General features: G+C 49.2%; 11 protein-coding genes. All 11 read left to right on the top strand.

The window, feature by feature from the left end; genetic code table 11:
• Positions 1-159 precede the first annotated feature (159 nt).
• The 11 genes from ACKX14_RS14040 to ACKX14_RS13990 all read left to right on the top strand — a co-directional run bounded on the left by ACKX14_RS14040 (position 160) and on the right by ACKX14_RS13990 (position 21138).
• Entirely contained in the window at positions 160-3513 is a 3354-nt protein-coding gene (locus ACKX14_RS14040) for an NPCBM/NEW2 domain-containing protein (RefSeq protein WP_422448717.1), read from the top strand.
• 74 nt (positions 3514-3587) lie between these two features.
• Positions 3588-5438, top strand: a complete 1851-nt coding sequence (locus ACKX14_RS14035; protein ID WP_422448715.1) for an S-layer homology domain-containing protein — start codon at positions 3588-3590, stop codon at positions 5436-5438.
• A 465-nt stretch (positions 5439-5903) separates the two neighbouring features.
• Positions 5904-7994 carry an S-layer homology domain-containing protein gene (locus ACKX14_RS14030; RefSeq protein WP_422448713.1) on the top strand — a complete coding sequence of 697 codons (2091 nt, stop codon included), beginning with the start codon at positions 5904-5906 and terminating at the stop codon, positions 7992-7994.
• A 200-nt stretch (positions 7995-8194) separates the two neighbouring features.
• A complete protein-coding gene (locus tag ACKX14_RS14025) occupies positions 8195-10222 on the top strand; it encodes a BglG family transcription antiterminator (protein WP_422448711.1) in 2028 nt (675 codons plus the stop codon).
• A 144-nt stretch (positions 10223-10366) separates the two neighbouring features.
• Positions 10367-10681: a PTS fructose transporter subunit IIB gene (locus tag ACKX14_RS14020; protein ID WP_422448710.1), complete on the top strand. Its 315-nt coding sequence runs from the start codon at positions 10367-10369 to the stop codon at positions 10679-10681.
• Between the two features lie 78 nt (positions 10682-10759).
• Entirely contained in the window at positions 10760-11209 is a 450-nt protein-coding gene (locus ACKX14_RS14015) for a PTS sugar transporter subunit IIA (protein WP_422448708.1), read from the top strand.
• A 21-nt stretch (positions 11210-11230) separates the two neighbouring features.
• Positions 11231-12277, top strand: a complete 1047-nt coding sequence (locus ACKX14_RS14010; RefSeq protein WP_422448706.1) for a PTS fructose transporter subunit IIC — start codon at positions 11231-11233, stop codon at positions 12275-12277.
• A 139-nt stretch (positions 12278-12416) separates the two neighbouring features.
• Entirely contained in the window at positions 12417-18044 is a 5628-nt protein-coding gene (locus tag ACKX14_RS14005; RefSeq protein ID WP_422448703.1) for a glycoside hydrolase family 38 N-terminal domain-containing protein, read from the top strand.
• Positions 18045-18115: 71 nt separating this feature from the next.
• Positions 18116-18241, top strand: coding sequence for a hypothetical protein (locus tag ACKX14_RS14000; protein WP_422448701.1), 126 nt, complete (start codon positions 18116-18118; stop codon positions 18239-18241).
• On the top strand, positions 18234-19997 hold the full coding sequence (locus tag ACKX14_RS13995; RefSeq protein WP_422448699.1) for a hypothetical protein: 1764 nt from the start codon (positions 18234-18236) through the stop codon (positions 19995-19997). Before ACKX14_RS14000 ends, ACKX14_RS13995 begins: the two co-directional genes overlap by 8 nt.
• Before the next feature lie 508 nt (positions 19998-20505).
• A complete protein-coding gene (locus tag ACKX14_RS13990) occupies positions 20506-21138 on the top strand; it encodes an S-layer homology domain-containing protein (RefSeq protein ID WP_422448697.1) in 633 nt (210 codons plus the stop codon).
• Positions 21139-21206 lie beyond the last annotated feature (68 nt).

The following is a 21206-nucleotide window of genomic DNA, read 5'->3' as shown; positions in this document are numbered from 1 at the left end:
GTATCGGAAAAGACAAAAAAATCGCTATGGAGGGTGGGCAACCTACCTTCCATAGCAAAATCAATGAGAAGACCTTCGATGTAATGGTAAAATCTCACAAAAATTAATATTTATGAAGGTGCGATATCCAGTTTTTAAAGTAAAAAAAGGAGGGTTTTTATGCGCAGAGTTAAGGTATTGCTTATGGTGCTTGTGCTCGTATTCGCCCAGTTTCTTCCTTCATGGCCAATGGATAAATTGACTTCCAGGATGTACGCCCTCGACGACGGATTGGCCCTGACTCCGCCCATGGGGTGGAACAGCTGGAATAAATTTCACTGCAATATAAATGAGGAATTAATTCTACAGACGGCAGACGCCATGGTTGAGTCCGGTATGAAAGACGCCGGGTACATATATGTGAACATCGACGACTGCTGGATGGCGCCCGCCAGAGATGCAAACGGAGACCTCCAGGCTGACCCTGTAAGGTTTCCCCATGGCATCAAATATATAGCTGATTACGTTCACAGCAAGGGTTTAAAACTGGGGATTTATTCTTCAAACGGTACAAAGACCTGCCAGGGGCTTCCAGCAAGCCTTGGCAATGAAGAGAGGGATGCGGCTAAGTTTGCAGAGTGGGGAGTTGATTACTTAAAATATGACTGGTGTTACAACGGTCTGGATGACTCTTATTATTATGCGCCGGACCTGGATAAGATAACCATACAGGTGGGAGACAACCGGCTTTCTTATGAAGCCGAGTCCCCCGATAATACAATATCCGGCAGGGCAACTAAAAGTGCTTCAAGTACATGCTCCGGAGGATACAAGGTTGGTTATATAGGCAACAACGATGGTGAGGTACAATTCAACAAAATAAATGTGCCGGAAAGTGGCGGTTATAAAATGACGATCTACTATATAAACGGCGATGAAAAGCGACCGCTTTATGTAAGCGTTAATGGAGCGGAAGGCATGAGATATGACTTGCCGGGTGGAGGAAACGACTGGAATACCGTCCGCACTTATGAAGTAACGGTAGATTTAAAAGCAGGAGACAATACAATAAAGTTCTACTGCCCTTTGACGAGTGTGGACGCCGCAAAACAACAGTACATCAGAATGAGAGATGCCCTGAAAAAAACCGGCCGCCCCATTGTTTTTAGTATTTGTGAGTGGGGGTCTAACAAACCATGGCTCTGGGGCGCGGAAGTAGGGCATCTGTGGCGTACTACCGGTGATATATCTGATAACTGGAGCAGTATGGTGAACATTTTAGACAGGCAAGTCGGTCTTGAGGTATACGCAGGGCCCGGGCACTGGAATGACCCTGATATGCTCGAAGTCGGCAATGGCGGTATGACCGACACGGAGTACCGTTCGCACTTTAGCCTTTGGAGCATACTGGCCGCTCCCTTACTGGCGGGCAATGACATCCGCAATATGTCTGAGGCCACAAAGGAAATATTGTTGAACAAAGAAGTGATAGCGGTCGACCAGGACCCCTTGGGGAAACAGGGATATAAGTTCCGCGATGATGGAGACCAGGAAGTGTGGGTCAGAGAATTGGCCAATGGAGATAGGGCAGTAGTGCTTTTCAATCGAGGGGAGACGGCTGCCGCCATCAGTGTAAATGCTGAGGAACTGGGTTTGTCCGATGCTCCTGTATATGTGCTCCGTGATTTATGGAAACATACAGATTTTGCATCGAGCGGTACTATAACCGCTACTGTAGAACCACATGGCGTGGCAATGTACAGAGTTCATCCATCAACCCCTGATCAAGTAAACAATGTAAAACCGGCTTTAAATCTCACTTTGTCTTACGAAGGTTTTATTACGCCGGGTGAAAACAATAAAATAACGGTTAATCTTGCCAACAATGGCATAATACCGATAAAGGATGTTGATATTGATATACAGCTTCCAAACGGTTGGGCTATCAGCGATGCAGCACCCACCGGTTATCCTGAACTTCCTGCGGGAAAATCGATTAGTTTAATTTGTAATGTTATCCCGCCGAATGATGCTCCTGTAGGCTTAGCTGATATTAAAGTAATAGCCACCTATAAATATGGTGATGAGTCTATTGAGGGTCAGGAACAATCAGATATCCAGGTGCGTGTCCCGCCATCACCGCCATCAAAAGATTCATATTTAAGTGATTTACCATGGCTTGGTGCTGCAAGCGGCTGGGGGCCGGTCGAAAAAGATATGAGTATTGGTGGAAATAAACAGGGAGATGGTAAAGCCATTACTATAAACGGTGTGACCTTTACTAAAGGTCTGGGTACCCACGCACCTTCTACAATAGAGTATTATTTGGGCGGCAAATGTACTAAATTTAGCGCTCAAGTTGGCATAGACGATGAAGTAGGAAATAGGGGTTCTGTTGTATTTCAGGTTTGGGCTGATGGGCAGAAAATATGGGACAGTGGTTTAATGACGGGTGATATGGCAGCCAGGACTGTCGATGTGGACATAACCGGTGTCAATGTATTAAAGCTTGTCGTGACAGATGGCGGTGACGATAAGAACTATGACCACGCTGATTGGGCGGATGCCAGAGTTACCTGTGCGCCTCTGGTGACGATAACAGGACCCGACACGGTGACATCGGGGTCTGAATTTACCGAAACCATAAAACTAAAAAGCGTTACCGACACTGTATACGCCAGCGTATACGCCGCAGACATAACGGTGGAATACGACGAAGACCTGTTTGAACTTACAACCTGCGAAGAGGCCGGCGGCGACATAATAATAGCGGCGGTGTATGAAGAAGAGCCCGGCAGAGTGAGAATACTGCTGGCAAGCACCCGGGGCATGGAAGGTGATGATGTAGCACTGTTCAATATAACATTCAAAGCAAAAGACGTCGGCGATACGGCGACGGGCACCGTGAAGATTACAAAAGCCGAACTGGGCACCGCTCCCGAAGGCGGTGTAATCGAGGCTGCGACCTCAGGCAAAACCATCCAGGTCACTCCACAACCGCCCATAGTAGACAGGACTCAACTTGCAGCAAAGATAGAATATGCAGAAAACCTCAACGAAGAAGACTATACCCCTGAATCCTGGGCGAAACTCCAGGAGGCTTTAGGCAAGGCAAAAACGGTATACAATGATCCTGACGCAACCCAGGAGCAGGTAGATAAAGCCTTATCAGACTTACAGCAAGCCATCGACAGCCTTGAACAAAAACAACCCGAAAAACCCTTCACCCTCATCACCGACGGCAAACTCGACAGGGCAACCGGCATTAAAGCTGCAGTAAAAGTAAAACCCGTGGAAGGCATAGCAACCCACGAAGGCAAAGAGGCAGTACTCTTCCAGCTCATGAAAGACACCACACCCGTAAGCATAATAGCCGTGGAAAAAGACATACTGACAGAAGAAGAAGTCATAGCCCACTTCAACGTAATCGATCCGGAAAACAGCGCCTACAGAGTAAAAGCCTTTGTATTTGACCAATTCAACAGCGACATCACTGCACCCAAGAGCCTGGCAGAACCGGTAGAACTGCAATAACCCAAAAAAGGTGACGGCACCTGATAAAAAGTGCCGTCACCCTGGCTAAAAAACATAAAGAAAGGAATGATACCGTGAAAAAGCGAATAACAGCCCTTCTCACCGCCATAATCTTACTGATAACATTACTGCCTGCATACGCCCTGGCTGATGGAGCTGTAACATTGAACCCCATTTCGGACAAAAAACCCGGAGAAGAAGTAACCATATCCGGCACCACCACACTGGACGAAGTCACCGTCAAAGTATTAAGGCCCAACAAAACAGTAATGTATGTAAATGTTCTGAAAGGCAGTCCTTTTGAAGACAAATTTACCCTTCCCCAAGACGCCATCGAAGGAACATACACGGTCATAGTTGGGGAAGGGTCCACCATAGACACCAAAACCTTTACCGTAACAAAAACATCGGAAATCATAAGAGTAACCGGAGTAACACTGGACAAAACCAGCCTGAGCCTGCAAGTAGGTGGCACATACAAACTGACAGCCACCGTATATCCGCCCGATGCCGCCAACAAAAACGTAACCTGGACATCCAGCGACAGCAGTATAGCCACCGTCGACAACGGCTTGGTGACAGCCAAAGCCGTAGGAACAGCCGTCATCACCGTCACCACCGAAGACGGCGGGAAAACTGCAAGCTGCACCGTAACAGTCACACCCAAAAGCAGCGGTGGGGGTGGAGGCGGAGCGGCTCAGAAGCCTGTGACACCACATGGACCGGGCCAGCTCCAATCCGATGGAAGCGTACTTATAGAAACAAAATCAATCCTGGAAAAAGGGACCGGTCTTGCTTATGCCAGCGTAAACAAAGACACCATACAGCAAGCCATAGAACAGGCCGTAGAAGACGAAGATGGAGTAAAAAAGATAGTAATTAAAGTTTCCGAAGTAAAAGATGCCACCGGCTATGTGGTGGAACTGCCTTCAGAAATACTATCCCACAACTCAAACATAAAAATACAACTTGACACCCCCAGAGGCAACATGACCGTACCGGGTAACATGTTCCGGAGCGGCGACCTTGGAGGCTCCACCGTCCGGCTCGGCATAAGGTCTGTACAAAATACAGAACTAAAAGAAGACCTCAGACAGAAAATAGGCCCAAGACCGATAGTGGAACTGACGGCAGAATCCGGAGGAAAAGAAATATCCTGGAACAACCCGAATGCGCCGGTGGATGTAGAGATTAGCTACACTCCAACACAGGAAGAATTACGGGACCACGAACACATAGTGGTATGGTACATCGACGACCGGGGCCGGATAACCCCCGTGCCCAGCGGAAGATACAATCCCGCCGCAGGAAAAGTCACCTTCACCACAACCCATTTCAGCAGCTATGCGGTAACCTTTGTCAAAAAGACCTTTGACGACATACAAAACTACCCGTGGGCCAGAAAACAAATAGAAGTAATGGCCTCAAAGGGCATCATCAACGGCACATCAGCCACCACATACAGCCCCCAAAACAACATCACCCGGGCGGACTTCATGATGCTTCTGGTAAAAACCCTGGGCCTTACGGCAGAAATAGACACCAACTTTGCCGACGTAAAGCCCGCGGACTACTACTACGAAGCCGTGGGGATAGCCAGGAAACTCGGCATAGCCACCGGCACCGGAGACAACCGCTTCAATCCCAGAGCCCAGATATCCAGGCAGGACATGATGGTTCTGGTGGCAAGAGCCCTGAAAGTAGCAAAGAAGATTTCTACCACCGGAACGGCAGCTGACCTGAGTTCCTTTGCTGACGCTTCGCAAGTGGCCGGCTACGCCGTAGAAGGGGTAGCCACCCTGATAAAGGAAGGGATCATTCAGGGCAGCGGCAACATGATAAACCCCAGGGGCAATGCCACAAGAGCTGAGACGGCGGTGATGATTTACAGGCTTTACAACAGGTATATATGCGGCAAACTTTGAAGGGGATAACGGTGCCGGTCGGCATAACTCAGGCTTTGCAACAGGCATATGTGCGTAAAGTTGAAAACTTTAGTATGAGGTTCAGCCGGGGTGAAATAAGCTTTGCAACAGATGTGTAAAGTCCCCATGCCATGTGAAAGCTTATATAAAAAATGGCAAATACCTGAAATCGTACGGATTCGGACATTGTTACATATTTAAATACAGATAAGTAAAATAAAGGGAATTATCAAAAGAAAGGAATTTAACAAAGTATAAAGAATATTACACAGAAGACAGGAATAATTTGCCAAAAAATTGGTCGAAAGATGTCGTGTCGGGAAAGAAAGGGCGTGGTGCTGAGAAACCGTAGCTTCATGAGCAGGGAAGGCGAAAAAGTAAAAGGAAGGGGGGGTTAGTCAAGAACGCATTGCAGCCTAAATGACAGTTTTGTGTTCAAATAAAAATCCGGGAAGGGAGAGGGGTATGCGAAAGGCATTTACAATTCTTATGGCGTTTATTTTACTGTTCGGTCTGCTGCCGGCGGGCGGCGCCCGGGCTCAGGGGACGAATTTCGAAATGACGGGCCCGGAAGAGGTGAAAATCGGCGATACATTCAACGTCGTTATAGATGGCAGGGACATAGAGAGCCTCTACGGGTTTGAAGTCACACTGACCTACGACACGGATAAACTGCGGCTGAAAGATGTTAAAACAGAACTGCCGGATGCCGGAAGAGGTTTTGACCTTAAGAAAGAAGAAGGCAACACCGTCATTTACGCCTTTACAAAGATAGGAGACGTCGCGCTGTCCAGCGGGGATATGACCCTGTGCACCTTTGTTTTTGAGGCAAAAGGTGCGGGGCGGGCCCAAATTTCACTGGGAAAAGTCGAAGTCGCCTATTTAAAGGCTGGAGACGATGTGGGGTCCGACACGTTTACTGTGAATAAAAGTCTATCGGTAGATGTGCTTTCTGAACAACCGCATGAACAACCGCCGGTCAGGGTAACCGGGGTAAGGCTCGACACCTCCAGCCTGACTCTGAAGGTGGGGCAGACACGGACGTTGAAAGCCACGGTATATCCGGAAGACGCCGCGGACAAAAGGGTCACGTGGAAGTCGAGCAACAGTGCCGTGGCGTCGGTGGGTGCCGGCGGTCTGGTGACCGCCAGAGCCGCCGGGACGGCGGTCATAACTGTTACAACGGTGGACGGAAACAAAACCGATACGTGCAATGTCACCGTGACAGAAGACGGCGGTGAAAGCAGCGGCGGAGGCAGTGGCGAAAGCGGCAAAAACGGGACTTCCGCCCCTGGACAGACTGTGTCAAATACGGAGGATACGGCAGACATCAGCGAACTTTTGCAAATAAGCAAATCCAGCGGTGCCGGCGGCGTCACAAAAGTCGATGTGCATGTGGGGTTCGATGCCGTAAAACAGGCTCTGGAAAACGCGCAGGTAAAAAATATACAGCTGGCCATTGACGAACCGGCGGACGAGACCAATGTAATTTTACCCGCCCAATCGGTTCAATTGATGTCGGCAAAAAACGTCACGTTAACGTTGAAGAACGATAAGGTAGAACTGGCGATACCCGTCAAAGAGATGAGTGTAGAGAAGTTTGCCTCTCAGCTGGGAACAGGTTTGCTTGACATGCAGTTTTCAATCGCGGTCAGGCTGGTTCCCGGCGGCGGTGCGGAAGAACTCCTGGCCAGGGCGAGGCGGACTGAGGACAGCCTGAATCCCATCGGCAAAGTACTGGATATATCCATCCGGGCCGAAGCCGGGGGTAAATCCGTCAGCGTGGCCGATTTTTCAAATCAGGCAATAAAGGGATATTTTAAATACTCAGGCAGCGAGGCGGCGAAAATAAGAGACATCAGGAAGGTGAATGTATACAGGTACAATCAAGAAACAGGTCAATGGGAATACAGGCGCAGCAAGGCGGTGCCGGCCGGCGGCATGGTGGAGTTTTACACCGGCAGCCTCTCTTTTTACACAGTAATGGAAAACGATAAAACATTTGAGGACATTCAGGGGCACTGGGCCAGAGAAAGCATAGAGCTCATGGCTGCCAAATACATCGTTAAGGGCATGACCGGCGGCAAGTTCATGCCGGAAGGCCGGGTTACACGCGCCCAGTTTGCCACCATGCTGGTAAACGCTCTGGGACTCCGGGCCGGCGAAAGCGGGTCGACACGGTTTTCGGATGTGGCTCCCGGTGCATGGTATTACGATGGTATTATGGCGGCGGCCGGAGCCGGGCTGGTGAACGGTGTGGGGGATGGCAGATTCGCTCCTGACGCCGGGATAACCCGGGAGCAGATGGCGGTAATGATTATAAGAGCTTACGGTTACATTACCGGAAAAGACTGCAGGTCTCTGGCATCGGGTGCTGTTCAATTTAAAGACGTAGACAGGATAAGTCCATGGGCCAAACAGGCCGTAATGGCGGCCAACAAATTGGGAATTGTTACGGGCCTTACACCGCAGAGATTTGAGCCCCTGCGAAACGCCACAAGGGCGCAGGCGGCGGTTATGGTATACAGACTGCTTACCGGCACGGGCCTACTGTAAGCTGCAAAAATTGAGGGCGTCTGTAAAGACAGAGCGCCCCTGTTTTTTGGCACGGCCGGTCGTAAAGAAAATAGGTAAAAATCATACTTTAGTTGAGGAAGTATAATTTTCTAATTATGGGAAAATATGTGATAAAATGGTATTAACCGGACGAAGGTTATCAATACGGGTGCCATTTGCACCGACAGGTGGGGTTGTTTATGCTGGCTTCTCAATCACGCCGGAAAGAGATTTTAAAAATTCTGGTTAACAATAAAGGGCCTGTCACCACTGCACAGCTGGGGAAAGAACTCGGGGTTTCTTCCAAGACGGTACAAATGGACCTGGACAGGCTGCAAAATTGGCTGACAAAATACAACGTAAAACTGGTAAAAAAGCGGGGATACGGGGTCTACCTTGAAGGACCGCCGGAGCTGGTGGAACTCCTGCTGGACAGATTGAAAAAGGATCAGCTCAACCGGATAGATCCTCATGATCCCCATGCGAGGGAGATGTACATAATCTCCAGGCTCCTTCAGATCAATAAAAACATAACCACCCAGGAACTGGCCGACGACCTGGAAGTAAGCAGGGTGACCATATACAAGGACCTTGCCAATGTGGAAAAATGGCTCTCAAAACACGGGCTGCGTCTGGTGCGGAAACCCAATTACGGTATGGAAGTGGCCGGCGAGGAAGAGAGCTGGAGAAAAGCTATTGCGGACTTTTTGATGAACAGGCTTCAAAACAGCGAATTGCATGGCCTTGTGAATGAATATTTTATCAAACCCCTGGACAACAGGCTGGACTCCAGTAATTACATCCAGCTGGTCAAAATGTTCCCGGGTATAGATGTGCAGCGAATAGAGAGGATAATCCTCGAAGCCGAAAAGATTATGAACTGTCATTTCATTGAGGAGACATACACGGCGCTGATAGTTCATCTGGTGATAAGCATCCGGCGACTCAGGGAAAAAAAGGATATCAAAATGTCCGAAGAGCAGTTGAAAAACCTGGCGAATACGGAAGAGTACAGGATTGCTCGGATGATTGCCGGAAGGCTGGAGCAGGATTTTGCCGTAAAGGTTCCGCCGGGCGAGATAGGCTACATCTCTCTGCATATACTGGGGGCAAAAATTGAAAGAAGGCTCCCGCTGGAGCAAAAGAATGTCGAGGAAATTATGAAAAATTTTGACAGGTCTCTGATGGATACCGTATATGAAATAATCAAAGTCGCCGAGAACATATTCGGAGTGAACCTGTCCGAAGACAAAATGCTTGTGACGGGGCTGGCACTGCACCTGAGGCCGGTAATCAACCGGATTAAATACGGCATGAACCTTCACAACCCGATTCTGGGGCAGATAAAAGAAAATTACACCTCGGTATACGGGGTGGCGTGGATAGCCGCAGGAATTATAGAAAAACATCTGGGGGTAAAAATTACCGAGGAAGAAGTGGGTTACCTGGCCATGCACCTGGGGGCGGCCATAAACAGGGCAACACCGCCCAAGAACGTGCTGGTCGTTTGTTCCAGCGGCATAGGCACAGCCCAGTTGATGCATTCAAGGCTGCAAAGGATATTTCAGGAGATAAATATCGTTGACGTGGCCTCGCTTTCCACGGTGGATGCGGCGCTGGGAAAATACAAAAACATAGAGCTGGTAATATCCACAATCCCTGTGAAATTGAGAGATGTCCCCGTGGTGGTGGTCTCCCCCCTTATAACCCGGCAGGATATCGCGAAAATAAAAGGCATGATAGGCGGGCTGAACAGTGAGAGGGGCGAAGCGCGGGATAATGATTTGCCGCACTTGTTGGCGGGCAGCCTTTTTTGTGATGAATTGATTTTTTGTAACAAATTTTTCCTCACAAAAGAGGAAGTTATAGACGAGGTGGGGAGGAAATTCTGCGAAGGAGGTTATGTCAGGCCGGAGTTTATAAAGGCCGCCCGGGAAAGGGAAAAAATCACGTCCACTTACATAGGCAAGGGAGTGGCCATACCCCACGGCGACGACAAATTTGTAGTGAAACCGGCCGTTTCCATTATAAAACTGCCGGAACCGGTGGACTGGTGGGAACAGCCGGTGGACATAATTTTTTATCTGGCTCTCAAATTTGACGACAGCAAGCACACCAGAAAGTTTTTCAGGGGGTTCTATAAAATGCTGGAAAAGGATGAGATATTAAACAGTATAAGACAGGCGAAAACTCCGGCGGACATAAAAAGGGCCGTAAACCGTATGTAAAGGAGCCGGTGCATTGAAGCGTTATTGAAGTGAACTTTAACAGGTAAGGTAAGGGAGGTGATATAAAATACGAGACATAAAACTGATTTTTTAGTTACGACAATTTAAACCGTATTAAGAAAGCAACAGGAGGAATACGAAATCATGAAAATCGTGGCGGTAACATCGTGCCCTACGGGCATAGCGCACACTTACATGGCCGCGGAGGCGCTGGAAAGAGCCGCAAAGCAGCGCGGCCACAAAATTAAAGTTGAGACTCAAGGCTCCATCGGCATAGAGAACAAAATTACCCAGAAAGAGGTAAACGAAGCGGACCTGGTGATTTTTGCGGCGGATGTGGCCGTAAAAGAAGAGGCGAGATTTAAGGGCAAACCCATTTACAGGACCGAGGCCCAAAAAGCCATAAAAAACGCCGGCCTGGTAATTGAAGAAGCCGTAAAGATGGCCTTCGAAAAGTGATACCGCCCATATACCTGTTTTACAGCAAAAATGGCAGAAGCCTGGCGCCTGCAGTAAGAGTTTCGGAGGTATTTTGTAATGCTCATAAATAAAAATCTTATATTTATAGATCTTGAGGCAGAAGACAAAGAAGAAGCCATATCCAAGCTGGCGAGAGCCGCCGCCAGGGAGGGGAAGATTACATCTCTGGAGGATTTTAAAAAAAGCGTTCTGGAAAGGGAAAGATCATATACAACGGGGGTGGGAAATGGAATAGCCATACCGCATGGAAAATCCAAGGCAGTAAAGGAGGCGATGATAGTATTCGGGAGGACCGCAAAAGGCATAGACTGGGATTCTCTCGACGGAAAACCCGTAAACATCATCTTTCTTCTGGGGGTGCCCGAGGAGAATGTAAGCGACCTGCACCTCAAGCTGCTGCAGCAGTTGTCCCGGAAACTCATGAACATCGATTTTGTTATGCGGCTGCAGACGGCCGAAACCAGGGAAGAGGTTTTTGACGCCTTGAAGGACATAAAAATAAGTTGAGCATGGTAAGGGGGTAACATAATGAAAGACGAATTGAAACGGGTAAGGGAATATTTGATGACCGGTGTTTCTTACATGATTCCCATTGTAGTCATCGGCGGTGTGCTTATCGCCTTTTCCATCGCCCTGAGCGGAGTTAAAGAAGGCCAGGGAGCGGTGGTGGCCAATCCGTTCCTCGCGAACATGATGAAAATCGGAGCTGCGGCTTTTTCCATGATGGTGCCGGTACTGGCGGCTTACATTGCGTATGGCATAGCGGACAGACCCGGTATCGCGCCCGGCCTGGTGGGCGGCGTCCTGGCCAACCAGTTGAGCGCAGGCTTTCTGGGAGGAATAGTGGCTGGGTTCTTAGCAGGATACAGCGCCAGGTGGATTAAAGGCTGGAAAGTCCCCAGGAATTTAAAGCCCATAATGCCCATATTTGTCATTCCCATACTGTCGGCACTCATTGTGGGGATTCTAATGATTTATGTGCTGGGCACGCCCATAAGCAGCGCCATGGGAGCCATGACCAACTGGCTGAAGTCTATGAGCACCGGCAACGCCATTGTGCTGGCCATGATAATGGGCGCCATGATAGCTTTTGATATGGGCGGCCCGGTAAACAAGGTGGCCTTCATGTTTGGAGCGGCCATGATCGGGGAGGGAATATATACGATAATGGGCCCCGTGGCGGTGGCCATTTGCATTCCGCCGCTCGGAATGGGCCTTGCCACCCTGCTGGCCCCAAAGAAATACACCAGGACCGAAAGGGACGCCGGGTACGGTGCACTGGCCATGGGAATGATTGGCATCACGGAGGGGGCCATACCCTTTGCAGCCGGCGACCCGCTGAGGGTTATTCCTTCCATCATGGTGGGATCGGCCATTGGAGCGGCGGTGGCCGCCGTCGGCAGGGTTGGAGACCATGCGCCGCACGGGGGGCCGATTGTGCTGCCGGTGGTGGACAATAAATTGATGTTCATAGTGGCGGTGTTAATCGGCGTCGTCATTACAGCCTTCCTCGTGAACGCTTTAAAAAAGCCGGTGGAAGAGGTGGCGGAAGCCGAAGAGGAAGGTATTTCGTAAAGATAAAAAATATAGAGCGGATTTTCGTTCAATAGCCGGTCAGGGGAGGGGATGATTATGTGACGCGGGGCTTTTATTCTATCAAAATATTATAAAACGTATAGACATATTTTCACCGGACAAAAAGGGGGGGAACGGGGTGAAACACAGCCTGCTTCGTTTCACAAGTGTATTTACACTGGTGTGTATGTTTCTAAACGTAGTGTGGGGCGGTCCGGCGCTCGCCTACGATAAAAGCGATACGGCATATATGGTGGGCAACAGCCACATTGACGCCGCATGGCTGTGGCCCATGGAAGAGACGGTTCAGGTAGTTCACGATACATTCAAGAGAGCGCTGGATTTAATGGATAAAAATCCAGACTACAAGTATTCTCAGTCTGCTTCACAGTATTATATGTGGCTGGAAGAGTACTATCCGGACCTTTACGAAAGAGTTAGGCAACAGGTCGAGAACGGCCGGTGGGAAGTCGTGGGCGGACAGCTCATCGAACCCGATCTCAACATTTCCGGCGGCGAATCCCTGGTGAGGCAGAGCCTGTACGCAAAAAAATACTTTAGAGAAAAATTCGGGAAAGACGTGAAGATAGGGTGGGTTCCCGATGTTTTCGGCTTTTCTTATCAGGTGCCGCAGATACTCAAAAAAAGCGGAATGGATTATTTTGTAACCACAAAGCTCAACTGGAATGACACCAACAAGTTCCCCTACGAGTACTTCAGGTGGAGGGGCCTGGACGGCAGCGAACTTATCACGTATAAGCCCACATATGATTATGTAACCATACACACAAAAGATCAGTTGAAAAATACGTTCAATTTTCCCAAAAGAATCAATATAAACAAAAGCATGGCGTTATTTGGAGCCGGCGACCACGGAGGAGGGCCGACTCAGCAAAACCTGGATTTGTTCAGGAGCTACGACATGGACCCCGAAATGCCGTCTGTAAAATTAAAGACGGCGGCGGAATATTTTGCGGATACGGCCGGTGATGTGAGTAAGCTGCCCGTATGGGATAACGAAATGTACCTGGAGTACCACCGGGGAACATATACCACTCAGGCCGCTATGAAAAAATACAACAGAAAGTCGGAGATAGCGGCCGAAGAGGCGGAAAAATTCGCCAGCATGGCTGAATGGCTGGGAGGAGCGGCATATCCCCGGCACAAGATAAACGAAGCCTGGAGACTGATCAACCTCAACCAGTTCCACGACATACTCCCCGGCTCCTCGATATCTTCTGTATATGACAGGGCGTGGAACGACTCAGAAATAGCGTTGAATCTGCTCCGGTCGTCCCTGGAAAATTCTCTTGCAAGCATAGCCCAGAGGGCGGATACGAGCAAAGAAGGCATACCTCTGGTGGTGTTCAATCCTCTCTCCTGGGAGAGGACGGACATAGTAAAGGCTGCAATAAATCTGACCACGGAATCGCCCGCATATATCAAAGTTTTCGACAGTGAAGGCAACCAGACGAATTCGCAGGTTTTAAGCCGGAACGGCAGACGGGTTGAAATAGCGTTTAAGGCCGCGGTGCCTGCCATGGGCTACAAGGTATACTATGTAAAAACAGAGGGCGCGGGGGCCGGCATGACGGTGGCGCAAGCCGTCTACAGCGACACTGACCTTGTGGTGGGTTACACGATGGAAAACAGCTTTTTAAGGGTAGAAGTAAACAGCAAGACAGGAAATATAAAACAGATTTACGACAAAGTCAACGGCAAAGAGGTATTCTCGGGCGGTGAAGGCAACCAGCTGCAAATCCTCGAAGACACACCCAGAAACTGGGACGCCTGGGATGTGGATAAGGACGATATGGAAGCCGAGCCTATAGTCCTTGATAATCCAACTTCTGTAGAAGTTGTGGAAAGAGGGCCGTTGAAGGCCACCATCAGGGTCACAAAAAACTGGTCAAAATCAAAATTTATCCAGGACATAACGCTGTATGCGGGCATGAATAAAGTGGATGTGGACATGACGGTAGACTGGCACGAATCCCACAAGATGCTCAAGGTGGCGTTTCCATTGAGCGTCAACCCCCCAAAGGCCACATATGAAATAGGTTACGGCAGCATCGAGCGTTCCACCACAAGAGACAACAGCTTCGATGCGGCAAGATTTGAGGTGTCCGGCCACAAGTGGGCGGACATGTCGGAAGGCGGTTTCGGCGTCAGCATATTGAATGACTGCAAATACGGATGGGACGCCCTGGGCAACAGACTTCGCCTTTCGCTGCTCAGGTCTCCAAAATGGCCCGATCCCAATGCGGACATGGGAAAACATGAATTCACATACTCCATTTATCCGCACGGCGGGGACTGGAGAGAGGCCGGTACGGTGCAAAAGGCCTATGAACTCAACTATCCTCTGATCGCCATGCAGACCACGGCGCACTCCGGGGATTTGGGAGCCGCATTCTCGTTCCTTTCGGTGGATAAACCCAATGTGATAATTTCCGTTATAAAAAAATCTGAAGAAAGCGATGACCTCATCGTTAGAATGTATGAAACCCAGGGTAAAGAAGTCACCGCCAGTATAGCATTTGCTGCGAACATTATAGATGCGGAAGAGACCAACCTGCTGGAAGAAGGTACGGCTCCGGCGTCCTTCGGCGGCAAAGTGCTCACAGCACAACTGGGCAGATATGAAATCAAGACCTTCCGCGTTAAACTGGAAAAGCCCTTCTATACTGATACAAAACCCGAGGTCACCAGGATCGACCTGGGTTCGGAATACAACCTGGACGGCATGAGTTTCAATTCCAATAGAAAGGATGGAGATCTGGACGGATCGGGGAACACGTTTGCGGCGGAGCTAATTCCCGATGAAGTGATAAGTGAGGGTGTGGCCTTTGAGATGGGGCCCCGGGATGACGGGCGGGACAACATGGTCAGGGCCGCCGGCCAGGAAATTTCGCTGCCTGCCGGTTCATACGACTACCTGTATATCCTGGGAGCTTCGGCCGGACCGGGCAAATCAGGAGGCACCTTCACGGTAAAATATGATGATTCTTCCACAACCGATATCTACGTTCAGTTTAAAAACTGGACATCGCGGATCGGCGGGTGGAACAGAGCCGTGGCGAAAGACGTAATAGGGCTTCCCATGACACACAATCATTCCGAGGCCGGAGACAGCATCCTGAAAAACAGCTTCCTGTTTGTCTATAAGGTCAGGCTGAATCCGTCCAAGACGGTGGAAAGCCTGGTGTTGCCCGATGCCGCCGGCATCAAAATAGCGGCCATGTCTCTGGTGAGGGGAGGCGCTTCGACTGTCGAAGACCTGGAGCCCCCCACCGGGGTGACCGGCCTGAAAGTCGAAATATCCGGCATGACCGATGATACCGCGGAATTAAGCTGGAACCCCGCTGAAGACAATACGGGTATTGCCCATTATACCGTTTACAGGGCCACAAAAGCCGACCTTTCAGATATGACGGCCGTTGCCGAAGTTGAAGGGACGAATTATACCGACGAACTGCCGCGGAACGGCACCTATTACTATATGGTTTCCGCCGTGGATTTTGCCGGAAATCCGGGACCGGCGTCGGATGTGGCGGCGGTTGTGGCCGGAGCCTTGAATATGGCCCTGGGCAGGCCCGTGAAGGCGGACAGATTTGTGGCGACGGAGCAGGACTTTAAGGCCGTGGACGGCACGGTGGAAAACAACAGCAAGTGGTGCGCCACAGGCTATGAACCTCACTGGCTGATCGTCGACCTGGGGGAAGAAAGAGATATAACGAGATTCGTGGTGCGGCACGCCGCGGCGGGAGGAGAGAACAGCAGCTGGAACACCAGAGACTTCAAGATACAGGTCAGCAGCGATGACGCCGCCTGGAATGACGCAAATTATGACGGCTGGCAGGATGCGGTGGTTGTAACGGGTAATACGGAGGATGTCACGACCCACCGGGTTGAAAACATAAGAGGCCGGTACGTGAGGCTATATATCACCAGAGCCGGAAGCGCCGACGATTATCAGGGGCATGTGGCCAGAATATACGAGTTTGAAGTGTACAACGACAATTACGCGGTGCCGCCTTCGGCTCCGGCAGCGCCGGAAATAGAGAAAATAGCATTTGGCGACGGTAAGGCGACGGTTTACTTCAAGAAAGTGGACTTCGCATCATACTACGAAATCGGCTACGGCACCGAAAGCGGCAAATACGACCGGGTGATAACCGGTGTTGAAGATACCCCTTACATCGTGACGGGTCTTTCAAACAACGTGGAGTACTTCTTCACGGTCACGGCGGTGAACCCCTATGGCAGGAGCGGGCTTTCAAACGAAATGAGCGTCACTCCGAGGAAACTGGTACAGACAAAGGTGGATCTGACCGGGTACTATAACATCGATGCCATGAGTTACGATGAAAACAGCAAAGACGGCAACTTTGACGGCATTGGCTGGAACTATCCGGCGGAATATATCCCCGATGAGATAACTTATGACGGCTTTGGATTTGCCTTCGGGCCGAAACGGGATGGGGAAAAGAACATAATTAAGTGCACCGGCCAGAATATAATCCTGCCCGGGGTAAATGCCACAAATATCCGGTTTCTGGCTTCGGCCACCAACGCGACCGGCGGCCGGTGGGGCGAATTTAAGATCAATTATGAAGACGGTTCAAGCGAAACGGTAAATGTTTCAATTTCCGACTGGTGTTATCCGCGGGCGGATGACAAAGTTGTGATAAGGATCGACCACCGGCATAATGCCTCGGGCGATACTCAACCAGCGGTATATGTATACATGTACAATATCGCGGTGGACCCGGCCAAGCAGGTGGAATCCATCACACTCCCCAATAACGACTATATAAAGATATTTGCCATGACTCTTGAAAATATAGCACCGCCAAAGGCAGACCTTAAAGAAGTGGTGATTTCTGCCGACAGGACGCAGCTAATGAAGGGAGAAACCGCAAAACTGACGCTGGAGGCCGCTTTGACGGATGGGCGGCAGGCGGACCTGTCGGTGGCCCAGGTGGTGTATAAATCGGACCGTGAAGATGCGGTGGAGATTGATCAGGTGGCGGGCGCCGTAAAACTCATTGACGACGGCATAGACGGTTTCGAGGTGTGGGCAGTGGTGACTCTGGACGGGGTAACGGTGGAATCCAACCGCCTGGCGTTTACCGTGAAGAAACTGAATCTCCCCGTTGTCCTGCTGACCTCGCCCGATGCGGTGAGGCCGGGACGGGAATTCAACGCAAAACTCAGTCTGACCAACGTGGCCGACAGCGTGTATGGAAGCGTATATGCTCAGGATATAACCATAACGTATGATGAAGACCTGTTTGAATTCGTGGAGGCGGAAGAGCTGAGGGAAGGGCTGGGCTATCTGGCGGATACCGGCCTGCCGGGAACCGTGCGCTTGATCCTGGCGAGCCTGGGAGAGCAAAACGCCATCGATGAGGACGCCGATCTGCTTAACCTGAAGTTCATTGCAAAGGATGTGCCGTCAAGCACGAAACGCATAAGCCAGGGAGATATAGCGGTGGCGGAGGTGCGCCTGGCGGACGGCGCAGGCAACGAATTGGAGGCTATTACCACGAAGACAAGCGTGTTTATCGCCAGCAATGGGGACTTGAATGGAGACGGAGCCTTCAGCGTGGGAGACCTGGGGATACTGGCTTCCCATTACGGTAAGAGCAGAAACGGTGCCGGCTGGAGCCTGGCCCGGCTTGCGGATATCGATTGCAACGGCATTGTGGGTCTGGAAGACCTTGTACTGGTTGCCCGCAGGATACTGGGAAAGACCGAATGACTTTGCACATAAAATCTGGAGGACGGGTTTCCCGCCCTCATTTTTATAATTATGGATATAAAGGATTTAAATTGTCGAGCAATAAAAAAGCCGTGGGAAAAATTGAGGGCGGCCCGGTCCTGCCGGACCGGGCCGTTAGCCTGCGCCGTGGGGAACGGGCGAAATACATGCCGATGCGGGTGAAAAATTATGAATAAGGCGAAAATAAAGGCTTTTGTCATTGCGGCAGCCGTTGCGGCGGCCGCCGCATTTTACTTTCGATGGTCTTTTAGTTCTCCCGAACTGAACTACTATATAAAAGTATCTTCCTTTCCTGAAAAGCAGGTGGAAGTAAGGGTGGAGGCAAAAAACCCTTCCCTGGCGATGAAGAAAATGAGGTTCTACCGGGGAAGCGTAAATTGCCGGGGCTTAAGGGTGGACGGCGGTGAGGCTGGGGAAAAGCCGGCGGTGTTGCAAAAAGACGGTTTTGTCGAAGTGGAAACCCGGGGCGGCGGTGGGTTAAATCTGACATATAAAGTCAAACTGGGGATGATGGGAAAGCACGGCCACCAGGGAGGCGTTTATGAGGACCTTTTTGTTTTCGACGGGGATTCGGTGCTGATTTTTCCCGAGGTGTTCTATACCGGGAGCGATACGGAAATAAAAAAGGCGTTCAAAAGGGTAAGCGTCTCCATAGAAAAAAGCCCGGGCCTTGAAACCATTGTTCCCGAATGGGGAAAGAAACAGCTGGAAAACCGCTGGATCAAACTGACAATGGTTTCTCCTTCCTGGATGGATATATACAATTTAAGGCAGGCGGGTTTCGCCCTTGGGAAATTTGAGGTAAAACTGGGGGGGGAAGACGGGAAACCGGTGGTATACGCCGACAGTGGCAGCGGGCTGAAATACGCCAAGGAAGCGATAGATGGCATTGAAAGCCTCTACCGTTACTACTCAAAACTGTTCAAAACACGGGTGCCCCTCCGCATAGTCCTGCTGAGGAAAGACCCGGCGGATGGCGCCTACATCATGGGAGGCACGGGGGCGGATGTTATATGCAGCACCTTTGACCCCTCAAATGCCAGAGACTGGCAGCTCCTGGGCCACCGGATGTTTCACGCATTTTTCGACTCCACCGTCAAAGCGAGGGGGTTCCACGAGCCTCCCCAACTGTGGTTTTACGAAGGGCTGGCCACCTATTATGAAAACGTTTCGCTCGATAGCCTGCCGGACAAGATAAAGGCTGACCTGAAAATAGATGTACCGGCCTACTTTTCAAATCTTTTTAAAAGATATCTGTATATGCGTTTAAAAGATCCGTATCTGCTGACCATAGTCCCCCTTAGGGAAGCGGAGATAATATCATCTCCCGGAAAAACCGAATTTCTCCATTATACCCAGGCGCCTTTGATAATTAAAGCCGTAGAGGATTACAGTTATAAAAATCGCGGTGTTAGCGATGCGATACTTAATTGCATCATGAAAAACAGAAATGGGTCGGGGATTAATTTAACGGACATCCTTGAAGAGACTACCGGAGACATGGCTGGAGCGTTTTTCCAGGGGCTTTTCAACAGCGGCGACATCCTGCCGCTCTGGTATCTTGCCGGGGAAAACGAAGATGCGGCGGCAGTAATCCGCGAATTGAACAGTTTTGAGCATACCATGTGGTCCTGGTTCAGGCTGGAGATAATAGATTATCCGGGCGACAATCTAACGGGTAAAGGCCTTTACGAACTTTCCGGAAAAGCCGAAAAAGAGGGCGTGTATTTTGCCGCCCCTGACATTGAAAAAAAGGTCCTAGAAACATCGCCCACCGTCTATCACCTTTTAAAACAGTACGCCATGCGCGCAAAAGTGTGCGGAGTTGATTATCAAGACCCGCTCTTACGGTTCAAGCTGCTGAACGATCGGGAAAATGTCTTAAAATGGGAGAGGTATATTTCCGGAGTTTTACAGAGTACAGTGAATTGATGCTTTTGCATATTTTCATGGCTTATAGAGTTAGGTAATGAAGATAGAATAATACCCCCCGTAGATTTGATTTAATAGGATGATAAAAATTTTATAAAAAATAAAAGTTAGATTAATATTTCGGAATAATATACAAATTATAAAAATCACTTTTGCAGAAGAAGTGAAAGAAGAATAATAGCGTAGGAGAGCTAAAAGAAATTTATAAAATCATGAATGAACGGATTGATCCAAGAATATATATTAATGATTTCATTGGTGTTGTCCGAAATTCAACCCAAATGAAGTCATTGTAAAGTCGTTGTAAATATTGGAAAAGGTAATAAAAACTATTTTATAAAAAAATAAAAAATATCAATGTAAAGTTTTTAAAACTGTTAAAACAGTATATATAAGTTCTACATATGTAAAATTTAAAAAAAGGGGGGGAAAGCTGTAAACTAAACAAATTAAATTATTGGGTTCCTAAGTGCTTTTATGTAAAAGTTTATTTAGGGGAGGAGATTTGATGAAGAGGACGCTAAAAAAAAGTATTAGCCTGCTTTTAGTAGCGCTGATGCTTATTTCAGGCGTACCTGCCTTTGCTCAGGGTACAAGCTTCTCGGACATCCAAGGGCATTGGGCATCCGAAAAGATTGTGAAATGGGCAACTAGAGGCATTATTTCTGGCTTTGAAGATGGGACTTTCCGACCAAATAATAACATTACACGAGCTGAATTCGCAAAAATTCTGAATGGAGTGTTCGGATTTCAGAATAAATCCGACCAGCAGTTTGCAGATGTCTCATCTAATGCATGGTATGCGGATGAACTTCTAAAAGCAAGAGAAGCAGGGTACTTTAAAGGCTCTACTGGAAATATGGCGCTGCCTAATGAACGGCTTACAAGACAGGACGCTGCTACCATGCTTGCACGGGTATTTAATCTAAAAGAAAGCAATAGCGCTGAAAACTTTAAAGATGCAGTTGACATAAGCGGCTACGCAAAAGGTGCTGTAGGTGCGTTGGTACAGGCGGGTGCAATCAATGGTCTACCCGATGGTACATTTAAACCTAAAAATCCAATAACACGTGCTGAAACCATAAAGATTATTGATGAACTTGTTAAAGGCTACTATAATTCACCTGGGACATTTAGTTAATAAGCGCTTGGTTTAAACCCACGGGCTTTCAGCCCGTAGATCCTTTCAGGACTTGCAGATACTTCAGT

Source organism: Thermorhabdus hydrogeniformans, assembly GCF_049310025.1.
In the GTDB taxonomy this organism is placed as follows: domain Bacteria; phylum Bacillota; class Thermosediminibacteria; order Thermosediminibacterales; family Tepidanaerobacteraceae; genus JBJYKD01.
Note: the sequence above shows the minus strand (reverse complement) of the source record. Positions and strands in the feature narration are given on the sequence as shown.